The following is a 25,150-nucleotide window of genomic DNA, read 5'->3' as shown; positions in this document are numbered from 1 at the left end:
CCCGAAATGGGTGATTAATGGGATGTCGCTCAATATTGCCGGAGTTCCGAGGACACAGGCGTGAACAGTGAGTCCACATGGACGAACTCGACGACCTGGACCACCGGATCCTCTCGGCGCTCCACGCCCGGGGCGCGGACCCACGCGTCGCCCGCGTCGCGCGCGCCCTCTCCTGGGCGGGCGAGCACGCCGCCCTGTGGCTCGCGGCGGGCGTCGCGGGAGCCGCCGTCGACAGCTCCCGGCGCGGCGCCTGGCTGCGCGCCACCGCGCTCACCGCGGGCGCGCACGCCGCCAGCATGGGGATGAAACGTCTTGTCCGACGCCCGCGCCCCGCCCACGTCGAACCCCTCGTGCGCACCGCGGGACGGCACTCCTTCCCCAGCTCGCACGCGACCTCCGCCACGGCCGCCGCCGTCGCCTACGGCTCGCTCGGGGCGTACGCCACCGCGCCGCTCGCCGCCGCGATGTGCCTCTCCCGTCTGGTCGCCGGTGTCCACCACCCCTCCGACGTGGCGGCGGGCGCGGCCCTGGGGGCGGTCACCGCACGGCTGGGGGCGCGCTGGATGAGAGAGGGCCACCATGGCTGAGGCACTGCTCCACCAACAGCGCACGCACCGCCCGCCGGCCCCCCGGCCCCCGAGCGACCGCCCCGGCACCCTCGTCGGCGGCATCCTGCGGACCACTCGTCCCAAGCAGTGGGTCAAGAACATCCTGGTCGTCGCCGCCCCGGCAGCGGCCGGCCGGCTCTTCTCCCTGCACGCGGTCACCCGACTCGCCCTCGTCTTCGCCCTGTTCACCGCCTGCGCCGCGGCCGTCTACCTGGTCAACGACGCCCGTGACGCCGAGGCCGACCGCGCCCACCCCACCAAACGGCACCGCCCGATCGCCGCCGGACAGGTCCCGGTGCCCGTCGCGTACGGCGTCGCGGTCGCCCTCGCGGTCCTCGCGCCGGCCGCCGCGGCCCGGCTGACGACACCCGCCGTCGCGCTGCTGCTCACCGCCTACCTGGGCATGCAACTGGCGTACTGCGTCAGCCTGAAGCACGTCCTGGTCGTCGACCTCGTCGTCGTCACGACCGGCTTCCTGATGCGGGCCATGGCGGGCGGACTCGCCCTGGGCATCCCGCTCTCCCGGTGGTTCCTGATCACCACCGGGTTCGGGGCGCTGTTCATGGTGGCGGCCAAGCGCTACTCGGAGGCCGTCCAGCTGGCCGGCACGGCGGGCGCCACGCGCGTGCTGCTCACCGAGTACACCACCGGCTACCTGCGCTTCGTCTGGCAGCTGGCGGCCGGCGTCGCCGTGCTCGGCTACTGCCTGTGGGCCCTGGAGGAGGGCGGCGTCCCGCACCCGGGCGTGCTGCCCTGGCGCCAGCTGTCCGTGGTCGCGTTCATCCTGGCCGTCCTGCGGTACGCCGTCTTCGCCGACCGGGGCACCGCGGGCGAGCCCGAGGAGGTCGTCCTGGGCGACCGCGCCCTCGCCCTCATCGGCCTGGCCTGGCTGGCCATGTACGCGCTGGCCGTGGCCGGTTGGTGAGCCACGCGCGCGTGCCGCGACCAGGAGGCCCGGCACCGGCCACCGTCCCGCGATTCCGGGGTACCCGAGTTCTGGTGGTCCGCGATATCCGCATCGGCGATATCCGCGTCTTTCCGCCGGACAGGGGCAGAGTCGGATCATGGACTGGCTGAAGAAGCTCCCCGGCATCGGGCCGTGGGTCGCGCGCCTCATGGCCACGCACGCGTGGCGGTCGTACGAGCGACTGGACCGGGTGAAGTGGACGCGGCTGGCCGCCGCCATGACCTTCGTCAGCTTCGTCGCGCTCTTCCCGCTGCTGACCGTGGCCGCCGCCGTCGCCGCCGCCACGGTGAGCGAGTCCCAGCAGCAGGAGCTGCAGGACAAGATCGCCGATCAGGTCCCCGGCATCTCCGACCAGCTGGACATCAACGGCCTGGTCCAGAACGCGGGCGCCATCGGTCTCATCGCCGGTGCGCTGCTGCTGCTCACCGGCATCGGCTGGGTCGGCCAGATGCGGGACTGTCTGCGCGCCGTCTGGGAGCGGCCCGACGACGACGAGAACCCCGTCCTGCGCAAGGCCAAGGACACGGGCGTTCTCGTCGGCTTCGGCGGCGCGGTCCTGCTCACCCTCGCCATCTCCACCGTCGCCTCGGCGCTGGTCGGCTGGATCATCGAGCAGTCCGGCATCGACAAGGAGGGCTGGGGCAGCGTGCTGCTGCGCGTCGCCGCGTTCTCCGTCGCCGTCCTCGCCGACTTCCTGCTCCTGCTCTACGTCCTCACCCTGCTGCCCGGCGTCGAACCCCCGCGCCGCCGCCTCGTCGTCGCCGCGCTCATCGGCGCCGTCGGCTTCGAACTGCTGAAGCTGCTGCTGAGCGGCTATATGCAGGGCGTGGCCGCCAAGAGCATGTACGGCGCGTTCGGCGTGCCCATCGCCCTGCTGCTGTGGATCAACTTCACCTCGAAGCTGGTCCTGTACTGCGCGGCCTGGACGGCGACGGGCAGCGTCCCCGACAACCCGCGGGACATCGACGTCAGCGACGACGTCGTACCAGGTCCGGCAGCGGCCAGCGGCGGTTGACGAGGTACCCGCCGCCCGCGAGCAGCACCAGCAGTCCGCCGGTGATCGCCAGCGCGATCCACATGCCGCCCGAGCCGTTCTCGGTCACCGCGCCCGCCACCGGCTTCGCCGACACGTCCCCGGCGCCGCCCGCCTGCCCGGACCCCTCGGAGGCCGACGGGTTGGCGCCGGGCTGCGCGCTGGCCTGCGCGGTGCCCTTCGGCGCGACCAGCTCGCCGACCGGCGTCACCTTGCCGGCCGCCTGGAAGCCCCAGTCCAGCAGGGCGGCGGTCTCCTTGTAGACCTCGTTGTGGTCGGTCTTCTCCGGGTTCATGACCGTGACGAGCAGCACCTTGCCGTTGCGCTCGGCCACGCCGGTGAAGGTGGCGCCCGCGTTGGTGGTGTTGCCGTTCTTGACGCCCGCGATGCCCGGGTACTGGGAGATGTCGTAGTCGCCGCTGAGCAGCCGGTTGGTGTTCTGGATCTCGAAGGTCCCCCGGGTCGTCTTGCCCTTCTTCTTCGTCGTCTCGCCGGGGAACTTGGCCGTGACGGTCGAGCAGTACTCCCGGAAGTCCTGCTTCTGGAGCCCCGAGCGGGCGAACAGTGTCAGGTCGTACGCGGAGGAGACCTGGTGCGGGGCGTCGTAGCCGTCCGGGGAGACGACGTTCGTGTCGAGGGCCTGGAGCTCCTCGGCGTGCTCGTTCATGTCCTTGACGGTCTCGCCGATGCCGCCGTTCATCTGCGACAGGACGTGCACCGCGTCGTTGCCGGAGCGCAGGAAGACGCCGAGCCACAGGTCGTGGACCGTATACGTCTCGCCCTCCTTTATCCCGACGAGGCTGGAACCGGCCCCCATGCCGGCCAGGTCCTTCGCCTCGACCTTGTGCACGGTGGTCTTGGGGAACCTCGGCAGCACGGTGTCGGCGAAGAGCATCTTCATCGTGCTCGCCGGGGGCAGCCGCCAGTGCGCGTTGTGCGCGGCGAGCACGTCCCCCGACTCGGCGTCGGCGACGATCCACGACCGCGCGGTGAGGTCCTTCGGCAGCACCGGCGCGCCACCCGCGATCGCCACCTGTGTCCCGGCCTGCCCGAGCCGCGTACCGCCCAAGGACGACATGTTCGCCGGGGGCGTGACCGACGGCGAGGCGGACGCGGACGGTGAGGCGGACGGCGATCCGGACGGCGAGACCGACGCGGACGGCGATCCGGACGCCGCCGGGGACGGTGACGGGCTCGGCGCCGCGAGCGAGGCGGGCGCGGTGAGCGCGAGGGACGCGAGGGTCGCGGAGGTGACCAGCAGGGTTCGCCTGACGGTCTGCTTCATGGGTGCGGGCACGACGGAGAACGTACCTGGCACGCGACGGGAAGTCCCGTCACCCTCCCCACCCCGGTCACGGAACCGGAAAACCGCCGGTGATACTGAACCCATGAAGCTCAGCCGCCCCGTCTCCTGGTTCCTGCTCGCCTTCGGGGTGTGGAGCTGGATCATCTGGGTCACCTTCGTCAAGAACCTGATCAAGGACAGCAGCGGGCTCGCCTTCGACGACGGCGATCCCACGGCGTACTTCTGGGTCCACCTGACGCTCGCTGTCGTCTCCTTCGTATTGGGGACGGTCGTCGGGGCCATCGGGTTGCGCGGTCTGCGCGCACTGCGGCAGGCGTCATAGCCATGGTGATCGTCTTCGCCCTGCTCGCCCTGACCGTGCTGGTCACGGCCAACTGGTACCTGTGGCGGCGGCTGTTCCGCGACACCACCCGCGGCCCCGGCCGGGCGCGCCGCGGTGGCGCGGTGCTGGTCGCGGGCGGCTGGGCGCTGGCGATCGGCGCCCTGGTCGCCGAACGCACCGGCGCCCCCTTCTGGCTCCAGCGCGCACTGGCCTGGCCCGGCTTCCTGTGGCTGGCCCTGTCGGTCTACCTGCTGCTGGCCGTGATCGTCGGCGAGGCCGTACGGCCGCTGCTGCGCCGCTTCCTGGAGAAGCGGGCGAAGCGGGCGCCCGCCGAGGCGCCCGTCGAGGCACCCGCGGCGCACCCCGAGCCCAGCCCGCTCCCGGTCGGCGGGCCCGCCCCCCGGTCACCGGAGCCCGAGGACCCGGCACCGCCCGCTTCCGCTCCGTCCCGTCGGCTCTTCGTGTCCCGGGTCGTGGCCGGTGCGGCGGCCGCGGCCGCCGTCGGCACGGTCGGCTACGGCACCTACGGCGTGCTGCGCGGCCCCAGGGTCAAGCGGGTGACTGTGCCCCTGGCCAAGCTCCCGCGCGGCGCCCACGGCTACCGGATCGCGGTCGTCAGCGACATCCATCTGGGCCCGGTCCTCGGCCGGGGCTTCGCGCAGAGGGTCGTCGACACGATCAACGCGACGCAGCCCGACCTGATCGCGGTCGTCGGCGACCTGGTCGACGGCAGCGTGAAGGACCTGGGCCCGGCGGCGGCCCCGCTCGCGCGGCTGAAGGCCCGGCAGGGCAGCTTCTTCGTCACCGGCAACCACGAGTACTTCTCCGGCGCCGAACAGTGGGTCGAGGAGGTGCGGCGGCTCGGCCTGAACCCGCTGGAGAACGCCCGTACGGAGCTGCCCTGGTTCGACCTGGCCGGCGTCAACGACATCGCGGGCGAGAGCGAGGGCCAGGGGCCCGACTTCACCGGCGCGCTCGGCGACCGTGACACCACGCGCGCGTGCGTGCTCCTCGCCCACCAGCCGGTCCAGATCCACGACGCCGTAACCCACGGCGTCGACCTCCAGCTCTCCGGCCACACGCACGGCGGCCAGCTGTGGCCCGGCAACCTCCTCGCGGCCGCCGCGAATCCGACCGTGGCGGGGCTGGAGCGCTACGGCGACACCCAGCTGTACGTGTCCCGGGGCGCGGGCGCCTGGGGCCCGCCCACCCGCGTCGGGGCCCCCTCCGACATCACCGTCGTCGAACTGGCCTCGACGCACGCCTGACGGCCGGTCAGAAGCCTGTGGAGAGGCTGTGAAACCCGGTCGAAACAAGGCGTCGGTAAGTTCTTTCCCATCTCGCCAGAATCCTCTTCCCCCTGGCGAAACACGTGTGATTAGGTGAGCCCGCCGCCAAGGGGAGCGGCACTTTTTCTGTGGACTGGGCCCGTCTGGCGGCCTGGGGAGGCAGGGCATCACCATGCGATCTGTTCGCATGCGGATACTCCTGACGCTGCTGGTTCTCGCGGTCGTCGGAGTGGGTGGCTGGCAGTTGCTGCCGTCGCAGGACAGCGGTGGCGCGACCATCACGGTCGGCACCACGGACACCGTCACCTCGCTCGACCCGGCGGGCGCCTACGACGCCGGATCCTGGGCGCTGTTCAGCAACGTCTTCCAGTCGCTGCTGACCTACGAGCCGGGCGGCGTCTCGCCCGTACCGGACGCGGCCAAGAGCTGTGCCTTCGACAAGGGCAGCCTCGTCACGTACACCTGCGAGTTGCGTGACGACCTCACCTTCGACAGCGGCTCCGAGGTGACCGCCGAGGACGTGAAGTACTCCTTCGACCGGGTCAAGAAGATCAACTCGGATGTCGGCCCGGCATCCCTGTTCTCGACCCTGAAGTCGGTGGACGCCAAAGGCCTGAAGGTCACCTTCCACCTGTCGTCGCCGGACGCCACCTTCCCGTTCAAGGTGGCCACCGGAGCCGGCTCGATCGTCGACCACACCCGCTACCCGGCGGACGGGCTGCGCGTCGGCAGCAGCGTCGACGGCACCGGACCGTACCGGCTGACCGGGTACACGAAGGGCAAGAAGGTCCTGCTGTCGCCCAACTCGCGCTACAAGGGCGCCGTGTCGACCGGCTCCCCGATCGAGTTGCGCTACTACGCGGACCCCCAGGCCCTGGAGAAGGCATGGAAGGCCAAGCAGGTCGAGGCCGCCACCCGTCAGCTGCCGCCCGCGGTGCTGGCCGCCCTCGACACCAGCGACCCCGGCCAGCGCGTCTACGAGGCCGACGGCTCCGAGACCCGCAACCTGTACTTCGACACCCGCTCCGGCTCACCGCTGCACGAGACGGACGTCCGCAAGGCGCTGGCCTGGCTGATCGACCGCGAGCAGCTGGCGGCGAGCGTGTACGACGGGACCGTCGACCCGCTGTACTCGCTCATCCCGACCGGCATCACCGGACACACCACCTCCTTCTTCGACAGCTATCCGGACCGGAGCGCCGAGAAGGCCCGCAAGCTCCTGAAGTCGGCCGGCGTGAGCATCCCGGTGGAGTTCACCTACGGCTACGGCCTGGGCAGCGGCGCCGCGGCGGCCGAGGCCCAGGAACTCAAGCGGCAGCTGGAGGCGAGCGGTCTGTTCAAGGTGGACGTCAAGGGTTACGAGTGGACCGACTTCCAGAAGCGGTGGGCCACCGGCAAACTCGACGCGTACGCGGTCGGCTGGGTCGCCGACTACCCCGACCCGGACACCTTCGCGGGCCCGCTCGTCGGCACCGACTCCACCATGAACACCGGCTACAGCAGCAAGGCCGTGGACAAGTACATCGCCGGAAGCCGGCAGTTCGCCGACCGCAGCCGGGCCGCCGGCGACTTCCGCGACCTCCAGCAGGTCATCGCCCAGGACGTGCCGGTCGTCCCGCTGTGGCAGCGCAAGGAGTACATCGTCACCAGCGCGGACATCGGCGGCGGACAGTTCCTCGCGGACGGCAACGGCGTGTTCCGCCTCTGGAAACTCGACTGGATCTGAGCCGAAGTACCCACCCGGCTCGCACACTTGATCCCGTGAGCCGGGCATGCGCCCCCGTCGCACCGGGCAGGCACCCCAAGCGGCACCATGTGACGGAGGTGTGTACGGGGTGAGGAGCAGACGTGCTGAGACGCAACTCCTTCCGGCTGCCCCGGCATCCGGCGTCCGTCGGTCTCGCCCGGCGCCGGGTACGGGACCATCTCGCGGACTGGGGGCACGGCCCCGAAGACCCGGCGCTGGCCGACGCCGTCCTCGTCGTGTCCGAGCTGGCCACCAACGTCGTACGCCACGGCCCCCTCCTCGAGCGGGAGTTCGAGGTGGCCGTCACCGCCCTCGGTGACGGTTCCTGCCTCATAGAGGTCTCCGACGAGGGCCGGCTCGAACCCCGGCTGCGGCCGGTCGGGGAGGCGGAGGAACACGGCCGCGGGCTGCACCTGGTCGAGCACCTCGCCGCCGCGTGGGGCGTGTGGAGCAGAGGCCGGCACGGCAAGACGGTCTGGGCCCTGGTCACGGCCCCCACCTAGACGATCACTACGGGCCTGCCCCGGCGTGGCACGCGCTCAGACGCAGGCCTTCGGCCGGGCCGGCAGCGTCACCGTGACGGCCAGCCCCTCGCCCGGTGCCGTCCGCACGCTCACCTCGCCGCCGTGCGCCCGGACGACCCCCTGCACGATCGCCAGACCGAGGCCGCTGCCCGCGCCGCCCCCGGCCCGGAAGAAACGGTCGAAGACCCGCGCCGCGTCCTCAGGTCCCAGCCCGGGCCCCTTGTCCGCGACCGACAGCCGTACGACCCCGTCCCCCCGCTCCACACCGAGCCGCACCGGCACCTCGGCCGAGGTGTGCGTGCGCACGTTGGCGACCAGGTTGCCCAGCACCTGACGCAGCCCCGACTCGTCGGCCCGCACCAGTACGGCGCCCTCGGCCTCGACCGTCACCGGCCGCCCGGGCTGCTGCGCGCGCAGGTCCTGCGCCGAGTCCCGCACCAGACGGCTCACGTCGACGCCCCGCAGCCGCAGTTCGGGCCGCTGGTCGAGGCGGGCCAGCGTGAGCAGCTCGTCGACGAGCCGGCCCATCCGGTCCACCTCGCCGTTCATCCGGTCCCAGGCCCGCCGGCGTTCCTCCTGCTCGACCAGCATGCCCTGGTCGTACAGCTGGAGATAGCCGCGGATCGCGGAGAGCGGGGTGCGCAGTTCGTGCGAGGCGTCGGCCACGAAGCGGCGCAGCTGGGCCGCGCTGTGCTCGCGCGTGCGGTACGCCGTCTCCACCTGGTGGAGCATGGAGTTCAGGGCGAGCCGCAGCTGTTCGACCTCCTGGGTGGGGTGGTGGCTGGACGGCACGCGCCGGGTCAGGTCCCCCTCGGCGATCGCCGACGACGTCTCCACCATGTCCTCCAGCGGCCGCATCCGCTGCCGCACGCTGAACAGGGTCAGACAGGCGAGCAGGGCCAGCAGCAGCGTGCCGACGGCGAGGTCGAGCTTCAGGGCCTTCGCTATGCCCTGGTGGAGGGCTTCGGTGGAGGTGGCCAGCAGGATGTACGTGCCGTCGGGCAGCCGGGTCGCGGTCGCGCGGTAGGTGTCGCCGTGCACGGTGACGTCGTGCGGGTCGGCGTCGGTGCTGAGGGCGAGCGGGTCGGACACCGCGTCCGCGAGGCCGCGCTGGGATTCGGTGGGCCGGACGTCGAAGATGGCGAGGGCGGTGCCCCGGCCGTCGACGGCGGTGAAGATCGAGTCCGGTGCCGGCCGGGTGTCCGTGCCCTGCGTGTCCGTGTTCTGCGTGTCCGTGTTCTGGGGCACGAGCCGGTCGCTGACCACGCTCAGCACGGACAGCGAGTCGATCTGGCGCAGGGTGAGCTGCGAACTGCCCAGCGAGTCACGCATCTTGGTCAGCTCGGCGTCCACCTGGTCGAGCAGGTAGTGCCGCATCCCCATCAGGCTGACGGCGGTCGCGACGACGATGCCGAGCGCGAGCAGCCCCACGTTCGCCGCCGTCAGCTTGGCACGCAGCGAGTGGATGCCGTGCCGGTGGATCCGCCTCACGCCAGCCCGTATCCGACGCCGCGCCGGGTGGTGATCACCGGCGCTCCCAGGACGTCCAGCTTGCGCCGCAGATAGCTGATGTAGGTCTCGACGACCGTCGACTCCGGCGGGGTGTGCTCGTACTGCCAGACATGGCGCAGGAGTTGCTCCTTGGGCACGATCCGGCCGCCGTTGCGCACCAGGAACCGCAGCAGCGCGTACTCGGTGGGGGTGAGCTCGACCGAGCGGCCCGCGCGGCGCACGCTGTACGTCGTCTCGTCGAGCTCCAGGTCGCCGTACCGCAGCGGCGGCCGCTGCGGAAGGACGTCGGCCGGCCGGGTGCGGCGCAGCACGGCGGTGATGCGGGCGACGACCACGTCGATGTCGAACGGTTTGGTGATGTAGTCGTCGCCGAAGCCGAGGGCGCCGACGATCTCGGTCGGCGCGTCCCGCGCGGTGAGGAACACCAGCGCCAGGTCCGGTCTGCGCGACCGCAGTTCACGCCCCAGGGCCCGGCCGTCGCCGTCCGGCAGCATCACGTCCAGCAGGGCCACGTCGGGCCGGGTGCGGTCGGCGAGGGCGAGGGCCTCGCGGACGGTGCCCGCCGTCATGACCTCGAAACGGTGGTAGCGCAGGGCGATGGCCAGGACGTCCGCGATGCTCGGTTCGTCCTCCACGACCAGCACGGTGCCGCAAGCCGTCGTCATGCCCCCAGTATCGGCGGACCCACCGACGATCGCGCCGGTTCACGCTTTGGAGTTCCTTGAGAGTCATGGTCGTCACATGTCCACGCACGCGTGGCGCCACCGATCCTGTTGCCCAGGACCTGGGGGACCGACCGACGATCTGGTGAAGGAGATTGAGCGTGGCGGCATTGGCACGCTGGTGCTATCGGCACCGGCTGGTGGTCCTGTTGCTCTGGGTGGGGGCGCTGTTCGGCCTGGGATTCTCGGCCTCGACGGCGGGCACGGACTACGCGAACGTCTTCTCCCTCCCCGACACGGACTCCAAGAAGGCGTACGACCTGATGGAGAAGGCGTTCCCGGCGAGCGCCGGCGACACCGACACGGTCGTGTGGAAGGTCGACGAGGGCTCGGTACGGGACCAGGACGTACGGTCCCGGATCCAGCCCGCGCTCGACAGAATCGCGGGCATGAAGGGCGTCGGCGGGGTCACCGGCCCCTACGCGGCGGACACGGCGGGCGCGGCGCAGATCAGCGGTGACGGGCGGATCGCCTACGCCCAGATCACCTTCACCGAGCAGGCGAACGCCGTACCGAAGGAACTCGTCCAGGACGTCGTCGACACCGCGCGGGGTGCCGGACAGGACGGCCTGGAGGTCGAGGTGGGCGGCCAGGCCATCCAGCGGGTGCAGGAACCGCCCACCGGTCTCGCCGAGATGGTCGGCCTCGCCGCGGCGGCGGTGGTCCTGTTCCTGGCCTTCGGCTCGCTGTACGCGATGCTGCTGCCGCTCGCCGTGGCGGTCTTCGGCGTCGGCATGGGCCTGTTCTCGACCCAGCTGCTCAGCCATGTCACCGACATCCCGGACCTGGCCCCGCTGCTGTCCTCGCTGATCGGCCTCGGCGTCGGTATCGACTACGCGCTGTTCATCGTCACCCGGCACCGCAAGGGCGTCCTGCGCGGCCTGGATCCGGAGGAGTCGACGGTCGTCGCCCTCAACACCTCGGGCCGGGCCGTGCTGTTCGCGGGCGGCACGGTGTGCATCGCCCTCGCCGGCATGCTGGTGACGAACCTGCGCTTCCTGGACGGCGTCGTCATCGGCACCTCCCTGACGGTCGTGCTGAGCGTCCTCGCCGCGACGACCCTGCTGCCCGCGCTGCTCGGCTTCCTCGGCGCGCGGGTGCTGAGCCGCAAGCAGCGGCGCGTGCTGGCCGCGACCGGCCCGGAGCCGGAGAGGTCGAGTGGTCCCGCGGCCCGCTGGTCGATGGGCGTGCAGCGCCGGCCGCGGACGATCGCCGCGCTCGCGCTGGTCGTCATGGCCGTCCTCGCGCTCCCCGTGCTGTCGCTCCGCCTCGGCGCCACCGACCAGGGCAACGACGACGCCTCGACGACCACCCGGAAGGCCTACGACCTGCTCGCCGAGGGCTTCGGGCCCGGCTTCAACGGCCCCCTCCAGGTGGTCGTGGACGGCGGTGACGCCACCGCCCTGACCGCGGGCATCAAGGACACGCCCGGTGTCGCCCAGGTGGCCGCCCTGCCGCCCGCGAGCGGGGTCACGGTCATCCAGGTGGTGCCCACGACCTCGCCGCAGTCCGCGGAGACGGACACCCTGATCGACCGGCTGCGGGACGACGTCATCCCGGAGGCCGGGGCCCAGGCGCACGTGGGTGGCGTCACGGCGGTGTCCAAGGACTTCGCCACGGTCACCGGCGACCGTCTGCCGCTCTTCATCGCCACCATCATCGGCCTGGGCTTCCTGCTGCTGCTGGTCGCCTTCCGCTCCCTGGTGGTGCCGCTGACGGCCGCCGTGATGAACCTGGTCGCGGCCGCGGCCTCCTTCGGTGTCCTCGTCGCGGTCTTCCAGTGGGGCTGGGGCCTCGATCTGCTCGGCCTCGGCAAGGAAGGGCCGATCAACGCCTTCCTGCCCGTCATCATGCTGTCCCTGCTCTTCGGCCTGTCGATGGACTACCAGGTCTTCCTGGTCAGCCGGATGCACGAGGAGTGGGTGCACACCAGGGACAACGCGCGAGCGGTCCGGGTGGGCCTCGCGGAGACCAGCCGGGTCATCAACTCCGCCGCCCTGATCATGGTCTGCGTCTTCCTCGCCTTCGTGCTCAGCGGCGACTCGGGCGCGGCGATGGCGGGCGTCGGCCTCGCGGCCGCGGTCGCGCTGGACGCGTTCATCCTGCGTACGGCACTGGTCCCGGCCGCGATGCACCTGCTCGGCGACTCCAACTGGTGGCTGCCCGGGTGGCTGGAGAAGCGGCTGCCGCATCTCGCGGTCGAGCCCAAGGAGGAGGCGGCGCCGGCGACGGCCGGGGCGGGCGAAGGACCGGCCTCGGTCGTGCACGGCTTCGTCCGGAACACGGCCGGTGAACCGGTCGAGGACGCGACGGTCACCCTGATGTCGCGGGGCGGACGGGAACTGGACCGCGTGACCTCCCTCGCCGACGGCTCGTACATCCTCTCCGTCCCGGCCCCGGGAACGTATCTGCTGGCGACGACGGCCGCGCCGCCCCTGCTGAAGCGTGCCCGGCAGCTGACGGTCGCGGGGGAGCCCCTGGTCCACGACGTGGAGCTGGAGGAGGCGGCGGAGGTCAGCTGACTCCGTCCGGAGAAGAGCCCGCAGAGCCCTCGGGGCCCGCAGCGCCTTCAGAGCCCGCCCGGCCCGGCGGGCTCTTCTTCGTGGGGTCCGGCAGGGCGTTGGTCATGCCGGGCAGGAAGTCGGTGAACAGGTCGTGGACCTCGAGGACGAGCGGCCGCAGCACCCGGAACCGGGCCAGCGCCACGCCCCGCGCGGTGAGGCGCGCGCCCCGGCCGGCCAGCCGGTAGCTGCGCTCGCGCCCCTGCGTGCGGTCGTAGATCCAGTACATGACGAGGCCCATCTGGGAGAGCCACATCAACTCGGGCAGCACCTCGCGCAGCTCCTCGGGAACCTTCGCCTTCGACCCCGCGAGCACCTCCTTGTGGACGGCGATGGCCTCCACGCGCGCGTGCTCCGACTCGGCGGAGAAGGGGCTGAGCGGGCTGTCCGGGTCGGCGGCGTTCTTGAAGAACTGGACCGCGAACTCGTGGTACGGCTCGGCCACCTCCAGCCAGACCCGCAGCACCCCCGCCAGCCGGGCCTCCAGGCTGCTCTCCCGCGCCAGGACGTCCCGGACGGCCTCCCGGTGCTCGGCGGCGAGCCGGTCGTAGAAGCCCTGGATCAGGTGCTCCTTGCCGGCGAAGTAGTAGTAGGCGTTGCCGACCGAGACGCCGGCCTCCTGGGCGATGGCCCGCATCGTCGTCTTGTCGTAGCCGCGCTCCTGGAACAGCCGCATCGCCGTCTCCAGGATCAGAGCGCGGGTCTGCTCGGACTTGGACGTGGGGGCGGCCTCATGACGTTCGGTCGCGGAAGCGGCCTCATGGGGCTCGGACGGGGAAGCGGCCTCGGCGGGACCGTCGTTGTTCGCGGGCACATGCACGAGCCTAGCCAGTGGAACAGGTGCCGTCGGCACAGGTGGGCGGGTGGTAGCTCCAGCCCAGCTGTGGGTCGTACGACCAGCCGTCGCCACGGCGGTAGACGCCCCCGCCCCAGCCCACGGACCGCCCCTGCCCGTCGCGCCACTTGGCGGCGGCGAGAACGGCGCCCCGCGCCAGTTTCGCCCCGGCGGGGGTGCTCAGCCGGTGGGACAGCGGGCGGTACTCGCGCAGCGCCCACAGGGTGACGATCCAGGCGGCGGTGCCCCGGTAGACCTGGCCGGAGTCGCCGACGACGGTGATCTCGTCGAGGGTCGCGCGATGGTCGAGGCCGGGGAAGCGGGCGGCCGCCTGCGCGGACCCCGCCGGGACGAACTCCAGCGGCACCAGCTGCGGCTGCCGGCCCAGCCAGTCGCGCAGGAAGCCGCACAGGGAGCATTCGGCGTCGTGGAGCACGGTCAGCCGGCGGACCGGGACGCGCCGGGCGTCCCGGTCGTCGGCGGCCCGGTCGGCGGCCATCGTGCTCACGCCCCGGCGGTGGGCGCCGAGGGGGCGGCCCAGGCCTGCGGGGCGACGGGCGGGACCTGCTCCCGCTCCATGACCCCGCGCCGCCGGATCCGGTTGAGGACGTACACGTTGGCCAGGTGCATCGCGCCGAGCACCAGCAGCACCACACCCACCTTGGTCGACAGGGCCTCGAAGATGCCGCGCGTGTCCTCGATGGTGTCGTCGCCGCTCAGGTAGAGGGCGACGAAGCCGAGGTTGACGAGGTAGAAGCCGACCACCAGGAGGTGGTTGACGGCGTCGGCGAGCTTCTCGTTGCCCTGGAGCACGTCGGCGAGGAAGATCCGTCCGTTGCTGCTGAGGGTCCTGGCCACCCAGACGGTCAGTCCGATGCTGACGACCAGGTAGACGACGTAGGCGATGACCGTGCGGTCCATGTTCCCCACCCTTTCTTGAACGCGTTCAAAACGCTGTCGTGGACGACTGTAGCGCTTGTTTTGAACACGTTCAACTGAAGGGGTGCGGGCCGGGTGCCGCCGCCTCGTCGCCCTAACGCCTCGCCAGCTCGGGCCGCTTGAGGTAGTCCGTGAACCCGAGGACGTTCCCCCACGGGTCGGCGATCTCGACGGTCCAACCGGTGGACGTGGAGAACGGCGGATCCAGGGGGGTGATGCCCGCCTCGGCCAGCCGTCGCGCCGCCGCCCGCGCGTCCGGCACCTCCAGCCAGACCCGCGGGGACGGCCGGGGCGGCGGCCGGTGCCCCAGGGCCTCCTCGTGCCGGAGGAGGACTCCCGGTGTCTCGCCCCCGACCTTCAGCAGCGCGATCCCGGCCTCGTCGAACCGCAGCCCCACCGTGAACCCGGCTCGCTCGTAGAAGTCGACCGCCTCGCCGAGGTCCCCGACGGGCAGCAGCAGGTTGTCGAAACCGAGCAGCTCGTACGACTGGTCATCTGACATGCCGTCAGATTAGGTGCGGGGGGCCCGAAAACCGGTCAAGAGCACCCCGGTCTCCGCGTGGCGGGTTTTCTGCTGCAAGATGTTCTGCACTCATCCGCACTCGTCTCATCTGCGGATGATCCGATCACCAGACCTCGGGGGAACTCACCTTGTCCGAAACGCCCCAGCAGCCCCAGCAGCCCCATGAGCCCCAGCAGCCGCCGCAGCCGCCCCCGCCCGGCTACGGGTACCCCGCCGGCGCTCCCGGCGCTCCCGGCGCTCCCGGCGGCCCGCAGGACGCGGGCCCCGGCCAGCCGGGTCCCGGCCCCTACGGCTATCCCCAGGCCGGTCAGCCGCACCCGGGCTACGCCCACCCCGGTTACCCGGGCCCGGGCTACCCGGGCCCCGGCTATCCCGCCGGCGGCTACATACCTCCCGGCACCTTCACCGGCGACCCCCAGGCCCCCTACGGGTACGACCTCATGGGCCGCCCCTACTCCGAGAAGTCGAAGATCGTCGCGGGCGTGCTCCAGCTCACCCTGGGCAGCTTCGGTGTCGGCCGGTTCTACATGGGTGACGTCGGCATCGGCCTCGCCCAGCTCTTCACCTGCGGCGGCCTCGGCATCTGGGCGCTGATCGACGGCATCATCCTGCTGGTCAGCGACGACAAGACCGACTCCAACGGGCGGATCCTGCGTGGCTGACGCGGAGCGCCTCTCCGCGAGGTGTTCGGCCGTGCTGCGGCACCCGGCGGCGGCTCCCCTCGTGGTGCTCGCCGCCGGCGCGGGCGGCTCCGCGTATCTCTACGTCACCGACCCGCACCAGCCGGGCCACTGGCTCCCAGGGTGCCCGTTCCGGCTCGTCACCGGGCAGCTCTGCCCCGCCTGCGGCGGCACCCGCATGGTGTACGACCTGATGCACGGTCACTTCACGCAGGCCTGGCTCGACAACCGTGTCCTGCTGCTCGCCTCGCCGTACGCGCTCGCGCTGCTGGTCCGCTGGATGTGGGCGGGCCTGCACGGCCGCACCTGGCATCCGCGCCTGGGACCAAGGGCTTTGACGCTCGTCCTCGGTGTCGCGGTGGCGTGGACGGTGCTCCGGAACGTAGTTGACTGATTTTGATCACGGATCAGGAACGATGGATCATTTGTACTCCCTTTTTACCCTCTGTTTTCTCTAGGCTCACCAGTCACAGGGGGGACGTCCTGGCATGGCGGAGCCGTGCGAGGGCGTGGGTCGAGATCGGTCGACGTCGGTCGACGCGTGTGGTTGTCGCGTCGCGTGCCTCCTGGACTCCCCATTTCGGAGCAGGCCGCACCGGCCTCCCGCAGGCATTTCAGGAGCAGTTGTCATGACCGTCCCCACCCCGCAGGCCCCCTACGGGGTCGACCCGCTTGGTCGTCCGTACTCCGACAAGTCCAAGATCGTCGCCGGTATCCTCCAGCTCTTCCTGGGCACCCTCGGCATCGGACGCTTCTACGTCGGCTCCGTCGGCGTGGGCGTCGCCCAGCTCTTCACCTGCGGCGGCCTCGGCATCTGGGCGCTGGTCGACGGCATCCTGTTCCTCACGAGCAACGACCGCACCGACAAGCAGGGTCGCGTCCTGCGCGGCTGACACCGGCGCGGCAACACGGCGAGGGCCCCGCTCCTTCAAGGAGCGGGGCCCTCGCCGTGTGCGCAAAGCAGCGAGCCGGGAGGCTCAGAAGCGGCGCGTGATCAGCGCTCGCTTCACCTCCTGGATGGCCTTCGTGACCTCGATACCGCGCGGGCAGGCGTCCGTGCAGTTGAACGTCGTACGGCAGCGCCAGACGCCGTCCTTGTCGTTCAGGATCTCCAGGCGCTGCTCACCCGCCTCGTCGCGCGAGTCGAAGATGAAGCGGTGGGCGTTCACGATCGCGGCCGGACCGAAGTACTGGCCGTCGTTCCAGAACACCGGGCAGGACGACGTGCAGGCCGCGCAGAGGATGCACTTCGTCGTGTCGTCGAACCGCTCGCGGTCCTCGGCGGTCTGGAAGCGCTCACGCGTGGGCTCGTTCGTGTCCTTCGTGATGAGGAAGGGCATGACGTCCCGGTACGCCTGGAAGAACGGCTCCATGTCGACGACCAGGTCCTTCAGGACCGTCAGGCCCTTGATGGGCTCGACCGTGATCGGCTTCTCGGGGTTGATGTCCTTGATCAGCGTCTTGCACGCGAGGCGGTTCTTGCCGTTGATCCGCATCGCGTCCGAACCGCAGATGCCGTGGGCGCAGGAGCGCCGGAAGGTCAGCGTGCCGTCGACGTCCCACTTGATCTTGTGGAGACCGTCGAGGACGCGCTCCTTCGGGTCGATCTCCAGCGTGAAGTCCTGCCAGACGGCCTCCGCCGAGATCTCCGGGTTGAACCGGCGGACCCGGAAGGTGACCGTGATGTACGGAGAGGCCGCGGACTCCGCCTCGACCTTGTCCAGAACGGGAGTTGCCATCAGTACTTACGCTCCATCGGCTGGTAGCGGGTCTGGACGACCGGCTTGTAGTCGAGACGGATGGACTCGGTGCCGTCGTCGCCGACCTCGCGGTACGCCATGGTGTGGCGCATGAAGTTGACGTCGTCGCGGTTCGGGTAGTCCTCGCGGTAGTGACCGCCGCGGGACTCCTTGCGGGCCAGCGCCGACACCGCCATGACCTCGGCCAGGTCGAGCAGGTTGCCCAGCTCGATGGCCTCCAGCAGGTCCGTGTTGAACCGTCGGCCCTTGTCCTGGATCGAGATGTTGCGGTAGCGCTCGCGCAGCTCGGCGAGCTTCTCCACCGCCGTCTTGATCGTCTGCTCGGTGCGGAACACCATGACGTTCGCGTCCATGGTCTCCTGGAGCTCGCGGCGCAGCTCCGCCACCCGCTCGGTGCCGGTGGACGCGCGCAGGTGCTCCACCTGGTCGATCACCTGCTGCGCGGGGTTCTCCGGCAGCTCGACGTACTCCGCCTTCTGCGAGTACTCGGCGGCGGCGATGCCCGCCCGCTTGCCGAACACGTTGATGTCCAGCAGCGAGTTGGTGCCCAGACGGTTCGCGCCGTGCACCGACACACAGGCGACCTCGCCGGCCGCGTACAGGCCCGGGACGACCGTCGTGTTGTCGCTCAGGACCTCGCCCTGGACGTTCGTCGGGATGCCGCCCATGGCGTAGTGCGCGGTGGGCTGGATCGGGATCGGGTCCGTGTACGGCTCGATGCCGAGGTACGTGCGCGCGAACTCCGTGATGTCCGGGAGCTTCGCGTCCAGCTGCTCCGGCGGGAGGTGCGTGAGGTCGAGGTAGACGTGGTCGCCCTCGGGGCCGCAGCCGCGGCCCTCACGGATCTCGGTGTAGATGGAGCGCGAGACGACGTCACGCGACGCCAGGTCCTTCATGACCGGCGCGTACTTCTCCATGAAGCGCTCGCCGTCCTTGTTGCGGAGGATGCCGCCCTCACCGCGGGCGCCCTCCGTCAGCAGGATGCCCATGCGCCAGATGCCGGTCGGGTGGAACTGGAAGAACTCCATGTCCTCCAGCGGCAGCCCGCGCCGGTACACGGCCGCCTGGCCGTCACCCGTCAGCGTGTGCGCGTTCGAGGTCACCTTGAAGAACTTGCCGGTGCCGCCGGAGGCGTAGATGACGGCCTTCGCCTGGAAGACGTGGATCTCGCCGGTCGCCAGCTCGTACGCGATCACACCCGCGGACCGCTTCACACCGTCGACCTCGGTGATCAGCTGGTCGAGGACGTAGAACTCGTTGTAGAACTCCACGCCCTCCTTCACGCAGTTCTGGTACAGCGTCTGGAGGATCATGTGACCGGTGCGGTCGGCCGCGTAGCAGGACCGGCGGACCGGGGCCTCGCCGTGGTTGCGGCTGTGACCGCCGAAGCGGCGCTGGTCGATCGTGCCGTTGGGCGTCCGGTTGAACGGCAGGCCCATCTTCTCCAGGTCGAGGACCGAGTCGATGGCCTCCTTCGCCAGGATCTCGGCGGCGTCCTGGTCGACCAGGTAGTCACCGCCCTTGACCGTGTCGAAGGTGTGCCACTCCCAGTTGTCCTCCTCCACGTTGGCCAGCGCGGCGGCCATGCCGCCCTGCGCGGCGCCCGTGTGGGAGCGGGTGGGGTAGAGCTTGGTCAGCACGGCGGTGCGGCTGCGCTTCGTCGACTCGATCGCGGCGCGCATACCGGCGCCGCCGGCGCCGACGATGACTGTGTCGTACTTGTGGATCTTCATGAGTGTTTCTCTCAGTCCCTCGGTCCCGTGCGCCTAGCGGATGTTCGGGTCGAAGGTGAAGATCACCAGCGTGCCCAGCAGGATGGTGAACACCGCGGCGGTGTAGAGCAGGCCCTTCAGCCACAGCCGGGTGTTCGCGCGCTCCGCGTAGTCGTTGATGACCGTGCGCAGGCCGTTCGTCCCGTGCAGCATGGCGAGCCACAGCATCAGCAGGTCCCAGACCTGCCAGAACGGGGAGGCCCAGCGGCCGGCCACGAAGGCGAAGCCGATCTTGGAGACACCGCCGTCCAGGACGAGCTGGATCAGCAGGTGACCCAGGACCAGGACGACCAGGACGACGCCGGACAGGCGCATGAACAGCCAGGCGCCCATCTCGAAGTTGCCCCGGGTGGACCTGGGGGTCTTCTTGGTGCGCTGGCGCGGGGGCTCGATGAAGGGCGCGGGGTTGTCCACGTCGTAGACGGAGCCGCCCTCGACGGGGCCGATCCCGGCCGCGGTGGTTTCAGTGGTGGCCATCGGTCTCAGCTCCCGAACAGTTCACGAGCGGCGTGGCCGAGCACGGGGTAGATCGCCCCGAGCATCAGCAGCAGCCACAGGCCCACGACACTCCAGAGCATCTGCTTCTGGTAGCGCGGGCCCTTCGACCAGAAGTCGACGGCGATGACGCGCAGGCCGTTGAGCGCGTGGAAGAGGATGGCGGCCACGAGGCCGTACTCCAGCAGCGCCACGACCGGCGTCTTGTAGGTGGCTACGACCTTGTCGTAGTCCTCGGGGGAGACACGCACGAGGGCGGTGTCCAGCACGTGAACGAACAGGAAGAAGAAGATGAGGACGCCGGTGACTCGATGAGCCACCCAGGACCACATTCCTTCCCGGCCGCGGTACAGCGTTCCAGCCGGCACGGAAGAACCCTCCGGGAGCGGGGATTGGGGCCTGCCGGCTTGGGGTGTCGGACGGGCCCGGCCGGGTACGGTCCACCGGCCCCCAGCATCGTAGCGAGGCACTGGCGCTCGGCTTACGTCGGGCCTACCTGTGTGATCAAAGTGGCACGCAGATGGGTGAGCGTTGCGGCATCTGGGGTGGAGTGTCCCGTTTGGGTCCGGATGGGACGCCGTGCCGGCCGGTCACGCCCCGCGGCGCAGCCGCACGGGTCACTGCCCCCGCGCCCCTCGGGCGAGCTGCGTCAGCCGCTGCCTTGCCAGTCTCCGGAGTTCCTCTGCCGCCACTACCCGTTCGTCCTCGGGATCGTTTGTCAATCGTGACCGGATGCCCTCCAGGACGTGGTCCAGGGACTCCTCCTGGGGAACACCGTCGAGGCAGATGACGAACGCGTGTCCGAATCGGGCCTCATAGGCCGCGTGGGCCGCGTCCAGCGCCATGTGCGCCGCTCCGTACGCGTCCGCGGGCAGGCCGGGCAGCGACTCCGCCGCCAGGGCCTCCGCCAGATCGGCCGGGCTCAGGTCGTACGCGGCCTCGTCGGAGGCGGCCAGCAGGGCGTCGAGCGTCGGATACGGGCGGTGGTCGGCGATCCGGCGGGCCCAGCGGAGGCTGCGCAGGCAGGCGAGGAGCGTGCGGTGCGCCTCGGCGGCGGGGGCGGTGTTGAAACCGTCCGGCAGAGGTGCGGGTGAGGTCCGGGTCTGCGCCGGTATGGCGAGGCAGCCGGAGGAAGGGGAAAGACGGTGCGCAGGCAGCGTGGATCCTCGCGTCACGTGTGATGTGGCAGGGGATGCAGTGAAAGGTGTGTCGACACGTTATCGAGAGCGGTCAGGACGTGTCTGACCGATGCCTGAATTTCACCCGAACGAGAGAGTTTCGGAATGTGTCGTGGACTCCCTCACAACGGGCTCGACGCGCTTCGGGCGGCCGGGAGTCGTACGGTGGGCGGAGTGAGCAGGCACAGGCACCGGCGCCGGGCGCCGCAGAGGAAGCCGCACCAGCAGGTCGCGGCGCGGGCAGTGATGGCCGGCGGGCTGGTCGCCGCGCTCGGTGTCGGGCTCGGCGTGTGGGCCTCGTCGGACGACGACGGCACGACACCGGCCGGATCGGCCGCCTCCAGGCAGGCCGCCGCGAGGACGCCCGGCGCGGGTGACACCGGCGCCGCCGCCGCGCAGGCCCCGACCCCGACGCCCACCCGCTCCTACGCCCTCTCCACCGCCCCCCGCACCATCCCCGCCGTCAGCGCCCACACCCCGGCGCGCGGCCCCGGGTGGAAGCCGCAGTCCACCCGCCGGGTGGTGGTGAGCGACGCGGGCCTCGCCGACGAGGGGCGGCTGGTCGCCGGCGAGCTGGGGCTGACGTACGCCGGGGAGAAGGACGACGTGCGCGCCGGGGACCTGCGGCTGGCGCTCAACGACGACGAGGGCGCGAACCCGGAGTCGTACACCATGACCGTGCGCGGCGGGCGGGTCACCATCAGCGCGCCCTCCGACGCGGGCGTCTTCTACGGCACGCGCACCCTCAAGCAGGAGGTGCACGCCGGCGGTACGGCGCCGGAGGGCGTCGTACGGGACCAGCCGGCCAAGCCGCAGCGCGGGTTCACGCTGGACATCGCGCGCAAGCACTTCACCGCCGCCTGGATCGAGGACCGGGTGCGCGAGCTCGGCGATCTGAAGTACAACCAGCTCGGCCTGCACTTCTCCGACGACCAGGCCTTCCGGATCGAGTCCGACAGCCACCCGGAGATCGTCTCGAACCCGCACCTCACCAAGGCCGAGGTGAAGAAGATCGTCGACCTCGCGGCGAGCCGGCACATCACCGTCGTGCCCGAGATCGACTCACCCGGACACCTGGGCGCCGTTCTCGCGGCCCACCCCGAACTCCAGCTGCGCAACGCGAACGGGGTCGCGACCCGCGGGGCGATCGACATCTCCAAGGACGAGTCCGCGGACCTCCTCGACGACCTGCTGGACGAGTACGCCGATGTCTTCCCCGGCGCCTACTGGCACCTCGGCGGCGACGAGTACCAGGCCCTGACGGTCTCGAATCCGGCCGTCTCCTACCCCCAGCTGGCCGCCGCCGCGACGGCCCGGTACGGCTCCGGCGCGGGCGTCGCCGACCTCACCACCGGGTGGCTCAACGACCGCGCCGACACCGTCCGCGCCCACGACCGCACCATGCGGGTGTGGAACGACGGCTTCTTCCGCGGCACGTCGGTCAAGCCGGCCTCCGACCTCGTGGTCGCCTACTGGACCGGCAAGGAGATCGGCGCCCGGCCGCCGGTCGAGTACCTGAGCGCCGGGCTCAAGATGCTCAACTACAACGACGAGTACCTGTACTACGTCCTCGGCGAACCGAACGACTTCGTCTACCCGACCGGGAAGCGGATCTACGAGCAGTGGACCCCGCGGGTGCTGCGCGGCACGACGCCGGTCCCCGCGAAGTACGACGCCCAGATCCTCGGCGGCTCCTTCTCGGTGTGGTGCGACCTCGCGAACTCGCAGACCCAGGACCAGATCGCGGCCGGGATCCGGATGCCGCTGCGGGCCACCTCGCAGAAGCTGTGGGACGCCGGAACGCCCCCGCTGACCTGGACACAGTTCACGGCCCTGGCGAACCGGCTCGGTTGAGCGGGCTCCCGGCCCTGCGGTGAACGATTGCCGATCCGCTGAGGGTTGGCTGAAAAACCCTCCTGTGATACTCCTGGCCTGTCGCGCGCAGTAAGGGGAAGTGCGGGCTCCGTAAGGGCGGTGCCCTGGGGTGAGGGGGCATGGATGAGCCTGGTGGAACTGATCGCTCAGGCCGACGAACGCGGACTGGCTGCCAGTGGGCTGGCTTGTTTGGATCGGTGCATACCCCTGCTCGGGGGTGACGACGAGATCCTGCGACCGCTGTGGGGCACCCTCACGGAGGACTCCGACGCCGCCGACTGGGGCGAACTGCTGGAACAGGCGCGCGGCAAGCTGGCGTCGGCCGCGGAGGAGGGCGACGAGGCCGAGCTGCTGGCCCGGCGGATGCTGGCCGCCGCACCCGAGAGCCGCTCCGCCGCCGAGGTGCGGCTCTGGGCCGACGCCTGCTCCGTCGCCTCGCTCCAGATCCACCGCCTCCTCGATCCGGCCGAGGACGCCTCCCCGGTCGACTCCCGCCGGGAAGGCCGTACGGAGGGCATGTCCCCCCTCGTCGCCGCCGAGCTGCGCCGCCAGGTCACCGTCCTGGAGGTGCTCGCCGGTCATGGCGCGGGCGGACTGCGCCGTGCCCTGGAGGTGTCCACGGAGGGCCGCCGGGTGCTGCGCGCGGTGGTCTCGCGGCGGGCTCGTGGACGTAAGTGAGCGGAGTGCGGGGGATGTGGGGCGGTCCTGCACCGGTCTCGGAACGGCCCCGAATATGAGTGACGCAACCCGCGCCGACCTCGCTCTTCCTGATGTGACGCGTAGGACGACCGACCAGAGTGACCGGAGCGACCGGAGCGACCGGAGCGACCGGGCCGAGCAGCCGCCCCGTCCCTCCGCAGCCGCGAAGCCCGTGCGGTGGGCGGCGGAGGCGGTGGCGGCCGCGCCCGACGGCATCCGGCCCCATCTCGACCACTCCGCACAGAGCCTGTGGCGTGTCGACCGCCTGATCGAGGAGCTGCGGCGCGAGGGCTCGCCGCACACCGCGGTGGCGAACGTGCTGCGCGGGTTCGGCGCCTACGCCGGCGAGGTGATCGTCCGGCAGACCGGCGCCGAGTGGTGGGGCTCCGCCGGCGACCACTGGGTCCGCACCCCCGACGGCCGTCTCTGGGAACCCCTCGACGAGTCCCGCCGCTGCTTCGGCGGCCACGGTTCGCTCCGCCTGCTGTGCCGGGACGCGATGAGCGGGGGCGCGGCCGGCTCCCGGTTCCGCTCGCGCGGTTGAGCGCCGCCCGATCCGGCGTCCCCGGTGGACCCAAACCTGTCTGAAGGTGCGTCAATCGGGCCTCGGCCGACAGGCGACGCTGCTGCTCCCGCTGGCCGGCCTGGTCGGCCTCGCGAGCCCTGCTCAGGCCGCCACGACCGCCACCGCCACTGGAAGCGGCCGTCTGGCTGCTGGAACGCCATGGGGTGTGGCTGGACGACCCGCGGTTCCGTGCCTACGTGGACGTCACGCTGAACGAGCGCGCCGAGCCGTGGGCCGGAATCGACGTCCCGGGCGCCGGCTCCGCGATCGACGCGGGGGAGTTCGGTGAGCGGAACGAGGACGTCGCCGTGCTGTGCTTCGTCCTCAGTCCCTACGGGACATATCCCTGAGCGAGTGGCGAAAAGGGCCGGGCCCCGTCCTGACGGACGGGGCCCGGCCTTTCTGCGCGCCTCCTCTCCGCCGCCGCGCGACCGCACCCGGCGGCCCGACGGCGCGCTGTGACACTTCTGCGCGGCCCGGCGCTGAATGACCGTGAGGGCGTGGCCGTGTTCGGACCCGAGGTCCGGCGGGGGAGTCGCGCGCCGGAACGAACTCCGCACGAACGAGGACAGTCTTGGGCCAGGGAGGGGAACCCCGGCGCGCGCAGGCGTACGACGGGGAACTGGGCGCGGCCGTGACACGGGCCCAGGACGGCGACGAGGCCGCGTTCGCCGTGGCGTACCGGATCGTGCAGCCCGGACTGCTCGGCTACCTGCGCGGGATCGTCGGCGAGGACGCCGAGGACGTGGCCTCCGACGCCTGGCTGGAGATCGCCCGGGACCTGGGGCGGTTCAAGGGCGACGGCGCCGGGTTCCGCGGCTGGACCGCGACCATCGCCCGGCACCGGGCCCTCGACCATCTGCGCCGGCTGCGGGTCCGGCCCCGGTCGGCGGTGCTGGACCAGGACGTCGTCCTCGACCTGGCCGGTCCGCACAGCACGCACGACGAGGCGCTGGAGTCGCTCTCCACCGAACACGCCCTGGAGCTGGTCCGCGGGCTGCCGCGCGACCAGGCCGAGGCGGTGCTGCTGCGGGTGGTCGTCGGGTTGGACGGGCCCGCCGCGGCCCGCGTCCTCGGCAAGCGCCCCGGCGCCGTCCGTACGGCCGCGCACCGGGGCCTCAAGCGGCTGGCCCACCAACTCGGTGCCGCGGGCGCGGGCGAAGGTGTGACGGATGGCGGCCCCCGAACGCTGGGGGAGTCGACATGAACGGCGAGGGCCGCGGACCGTATGGATCGGT

The 25,150-nt window shown here is 71.3% G+C and carries 28 protein-coding genes; 16 read left to right on the top strand and 12 right to left on the bottom strand.

What is annotated here, in order from left to right:
• The first annotated feature begins 77 nt into the window (after positions 1-77).
• From OG933_RS17630 to OG933_RS17620, 3 genes are all read left to right on the top strand, one after another.
• The gene (locus OG933_RS17630; protein WP_405627760.1) at positions 78-587 is read left to right on the top strand and encodes a phosphatase PAP2 family protein; all 510 of its coding nucleotides are present in this window, start codon (positions 78-80) and stop codon (positions 585-587) included.
• Positions 580-1,533 carry a decaprenyl-phosphate phosphoribosyltransferase gene (locus tag OG933_RS17625; RefSeq protein WP_362517570.1) on the top strand — a complete coding sequence of 318 codons (954 nt, stop codon included), beginning with the start codon at positions 580-582 and terminating at the stop codon, positions 1,531-1,533. The genes OG933_RS17630 and OG933_RS17625 overlap by 8 nt, the downstream gene beginning before the upstream one ends.
• A 139-nt stretch (positions 1,534-1,672) precedes the next feature.
• Entirely contained in the window at positions 1,673-2,590 is a 918-nt protein-coding gene (locus tag OG933_RS17620) for a YihY/virulence factor BrkB family protein (protein ID WP_405627758.1), read from the top strand.
• Here the strand turns inward: OG933_RS17620 and OG933_RS17615 are convergent.
• Positions 2,544-3,905, bottom strand: a complete 1,362-nt coding sequence (locus OG933_RS17615; protein WP_405627756.1) for a D-alanyl-D-alanine carboxypeptidase family protein — start codon at positions 3,903-3,905, stop codon at positions 2,544-2,546. The two genes, OG933_RS17620 and OG933_RS17615, sit on opposite strands and share 47 nt — an antisense overlap.
• A 91-nt stretch (positions 3,906-3,996) precedes the next feature.
• Here OG933_RS17615 and OG933_RS17610 point away from each other — a divergent pair, with 91 nt between their 5' ends.
• From OG933_RS17610 to OG933_RS17595, 4 genes are all read left to right on the top strand, one after another.
• Positions 3,997-4,236, top strand: a complete 240-nt coding sequence (locus OG933_RS17610; RefSeq protein ID WP_362517561.1) for an SCO4848 family membrane protein — start codon at positions 3,997-3,999, stop codon at positions 4,234-4,236.
• 2 nt (positions 4,237-4,238) lie between these two features.
• Positions 4,239-5,504, top strand: coding sequence for a metallophosphoesterase (locus OG933_RS17605; RefSeq protein ID WP_362517558.1), 1,266 nt, complete (start codon positions 4,239-4,241; stop codon positions 5,502-5,504).
• Positions 5,505-5,712: 208 nt separating this feature from the next.
• Complete coding sequence (locus tag OG933_RS17600; RefSeq protein WP_405627755.1) at positions 5,713-7,251, top strand: ABC transporter substrate-binding protein; 1,539 nt, start codon at positions 5,713-5,715, stop codon at positions 7,249-7,251.
• A gap of 122 nt (positions 7,252-7,373) precedes the next feature.
• The gene (locus OG933_RS17595; protein WP_362517552.1) at positions 7,374-7,775 is read left to right on the top strand and encodes an ATP-binding protein; all 402 of its coding nucleotides are present in this window, start codon (positions 7,374-7,376) and stop codon (positions 7,773-7,775) included.
• A gap of 36 nt (positions 7,776-7,811) precedes the next feature.
• Here the strand turns inward: OG933_RS17595 and OG933_RS17590 are convergent, their stop codons facing one another.
• Together OG933_RS17590 and OG933_RS17585 are read right to left on the bottom strand one after the other, a co-directional pair.
• Entirely contained in the window at positions 7,812-9,287 is a 1,476-nt protein-coding gene (locus OG933_RS17590; RefSeq protein WP_405627753.1) for an ATP-binding protein, read from the bottom strand.
• Positions 9,284-9,973, bottom strand: a complete 690-nt coding sequence (locus OG933_RS17585) for a response regulator transcription factor (RefSeq protein ID WP_362517546.1) — start codon at positions 9,971-9,973, stop codon at positions 9,284-9,286. Before OG933_RS17585 ends, OG933_RS17590 begins: the two co-directional genes overlap by 4 nt.
• A gap of 167 nt (positions 9,974-10,140) precedes the next feature.
• Here OG933_RS17585 and OG933_RS17580 point away from each other — a divergent pair, with 167 nt between their 5' ends.
• Entirely contained in the window at positions 10,141-12,552 is a 2,412-nt protein-coding gene (locus OG933_RS17580; RefSeq protein WP_362518326.1) for an MMPL family transporter, read from the top strand.
• On the opposite strand, the gene OG933_RS17575 is transcribed toward OG933_RS17580, so the two are convergent.
• From OG933_RS17575 to OG933_RS17560, 4 genes are all read right to left on the bottom strand, one after another.
• Positions 12,545-13,405, bottom strand: a complete 861-nt coding sequence (locus tag OG933_RS17575; RefSeq protein ID WP_362517543.1) for a TetR family transcriptional regulator — start codon at positions 13,403-13,405, stop codon at positions 12,545-12,547. The two genes, OG933_RS17580 and OG933_RS17575, sit on opposite strands and share 8 nt — an antisense overlap.
• Before the next feature lie 10 nt (positions 13,406-13,415).
• A complete protein-coding gene (locus OG933_RS17570; RefSeq protein WP_362518323.1) occupies positions 13,416-13,925 on the bottom strand; it encodes a DCC1-like thiol-disulfide oxidoreductase family protein in 510 nt (169 codons plus the stop codon).
• Between the two features lie 5 nt (positions 13,926-13,930).
• Positions 13,931-14,347 carry a hypothetical protein gene (locus OG933_RS17565; protein ID WP_020131054.1) on the bottom strand — a complete coding sequence of 139 codons (417 nt, stop codon included), beginning with the start codon at positions 14,345-14,347 and terminating at the stop codon, positions 13,931-13,933.
• A gap of 112 nt (positions 14,348-14,459) precedes the next feature.
• Positions 14,460-14,867: a VOC family protein gene (locus tag OG933_RS17560; protein WP_405627751.1), complete on the bottom strand. Its 408-nt coding sequence runs from the start codon at positions 14,865-14,867 to the stop codon at positions 14,460-14,462.
• 149 nt (positions 14,868-15,016) lie between these two features.
• Between OG933_RS17560 and OG933_RS17555 the strand changes: the two genes are divergently transcribed.
• The 3 genes from OG933_RS17555 (at position 15,017) to OG933_RS17545 (ending at position 16,461) form a co-directional block, all read left to right on the top strand.
• A complete protein-coding gene (locus tag OG933_RS17555) occupies positions 15,017-15,550 on the top strand; it encodes a TM2 domain-containing protein (protein WP_405627750.1) in 534 nt (177 codons plus the stop codon).
• Entirely contained in the window at positions 15,543-15,962 is a 420-nt protein-coding gene (locus tag OG933_RS17550; protein ID WP_362517534.1) for a DUF2752 domain-containing protein, read from the top strand. The genes OG933_RS17555 and OG933_RS17550 overlap by 8 nt, the downstream gene beginning before the upstream one ends.
• Positions 15,963-16,197: 235 nt before the next feature.
• A complete protein-coding gene (locus tag OG933_RS17545) occupies positions 16,198-16,461 on the top strand; it encodes a TM2 domain-containing protein (protein WP_142265854.1) in 264 nt (87 codons plus the stop codon).
• Positions 16,462-16,545: 84 nt separating this feature from the next.
• Here OG933_RS17545 and OG933_RS17540 read toward each other — a convergent pair whose 3' ends face one another.
• The 5 genes from OG933_RS17540 to OG933_RS17520 form a co-directional block, all read right to left on the bottom strand.
• Positions 16,546-17,307: a succinate dehydrogenase iron-sulfur subunit gene (locus OG933_RS17540; protein ID WP_362517532.1), complete on the bottom strand. Its 762-nt coding sequence runs from the start codon at positions 17,305-17,307 to the stop codon at positions 16,546-16,548.
• A complete protein-coding gene (sdhA, locus tag OG933_RS17535) occupies positions 17,307-19,061 on the bottom strand; it encodes a succinate dehydrogenase flavoprotein subunit (protein WP_362517529.1) in 1,755 nt (584 codons plus the stop codon). The genes OG933_RS17540 and sdhA overlap by 1 nt, the downstream gene beginning before the upstream one ends.
• A 33-nt stretch (positions 19,062-19,094) precedes the next feature.
• Positions 19,095-19,577: a succinate dehydrogenase hydrophobic membrane anchor subunit gene (locus OG933_RS17530; protein WP_362268608.1), complete on the bottom strand. Its 483-nt coding sequence runs from the start codon at positions 19,575-19,577 to the stop codon at positions 19,095-19,097.
• A gap of 5 nt (positions 19,578-19,582) precedes the next feature.
• The gene (gene sdhC / locus OG933_RS17525; RefSeq protein WP_078615861.1) at positions 19,583-19,963 is read right to left on the bottom strand and encodes a succinate dehydrogenase, cytochrome b556 subunit; all 381 of its coding nucleotides are present in this window, start codon (positions 19,961-19,963) and stop codon (positions 19,583-19,585) included.
• Between the two features lie 249 nt (positions 19,964-20,212).
• Positions 20,213-20,770: a 2-oxo-4-hydroxy-4-carboxy-5-ureidoimidazoline decarboxylase gene (locus OG933_RS17520; RefSeq protein ID WP_362517526.1), complete on the bottom strand. Its 558-nt coding sequence runs from the start codon at positions 20,768-20,770 to the stop codon at positions 20,213-20,215.
• Between the two features lie 249 nt (positions 20,771-21,019).
• On the opposite strand from OG933_RS17520, the gene OG933_RS17515 reads away from it, so the two are divergent.
• From OG933_RS17515 to OG933_RS17495, 5 genes are all read left to right on the top strand, one after another.
• Positions 21,020-22,627 carry a beta-N-acetylhexosaminidase gene (locus tag OG933_RS17515; RefSeq protein ID WP_405633424.1) on the top strand — a complete coding sequence of 536 codons (1,608 nt, stop codon included), beginning with the start codon at positions 21,020-21,022 and terminating at the stop codon, positions 22,625-22,627.
• A gap of 144 nt (positions 22,628-22,771) precedes the next feature.
• Positions 22,772-23,326, top strand: coding sequence for a hypothetical protein (locus tag OG933_RS17510; RefSeq protein ID WP_362268606.1), 555 nt, complete (start codon positions 22,772-22,774; stop codon positions 23,324-23,326).
• Between the two features lie 55 nt (positions 23,327-23,381).
• Entirely contained in the window at positions 23,382-23,891 is a 510-nt protein-coding gene (locus OG933_RS17505) for a hypothetical protein (RefSeq protein ID WP_405627748.1), read from the top strand.
• Between the two features lie 218 nt (positions 23,892-24,109).
• Complete coding sequence (locus OG933_RS17500; protein WP_362517517.1) at positions 24,110-24,262, top strand: hypothetical protein; 153 nt, start codon at positions 24,110-24,112, stop codon at positions 24,260-24,262.
• Between the two features lie 224 nt (positions 24,263-24,486).
• Positions 24,487-25,119, top strand: a complete 633-nt coding sequence (locus OG933_RS17495; RefSeq protein WP_054242480.1) for an RNA polymerase sigma factor — start codon at positions 24,487-24,489, stop codon at positions 25,117-25,119.
• The last annotated feature ends 31 nt before the right edge of the window (positions 25,120-25,150 follow it).

This window comes from Streptomyces sp. NBC_00016 (assembly GCF_045040885.1).
Taxonomy (GTDB): domain Bacteria; phylum Actinomycetota; class Actinomycetes; order Streptomycetales; family Streptomycetaceae; genus Streptomyces; species Streptomyces coriariae.
The sequence above is the reverse complement of the archived record's forward strand: the minus strand, read 5'-3'. Positions and strand labels throughout refer to the sequence as shown.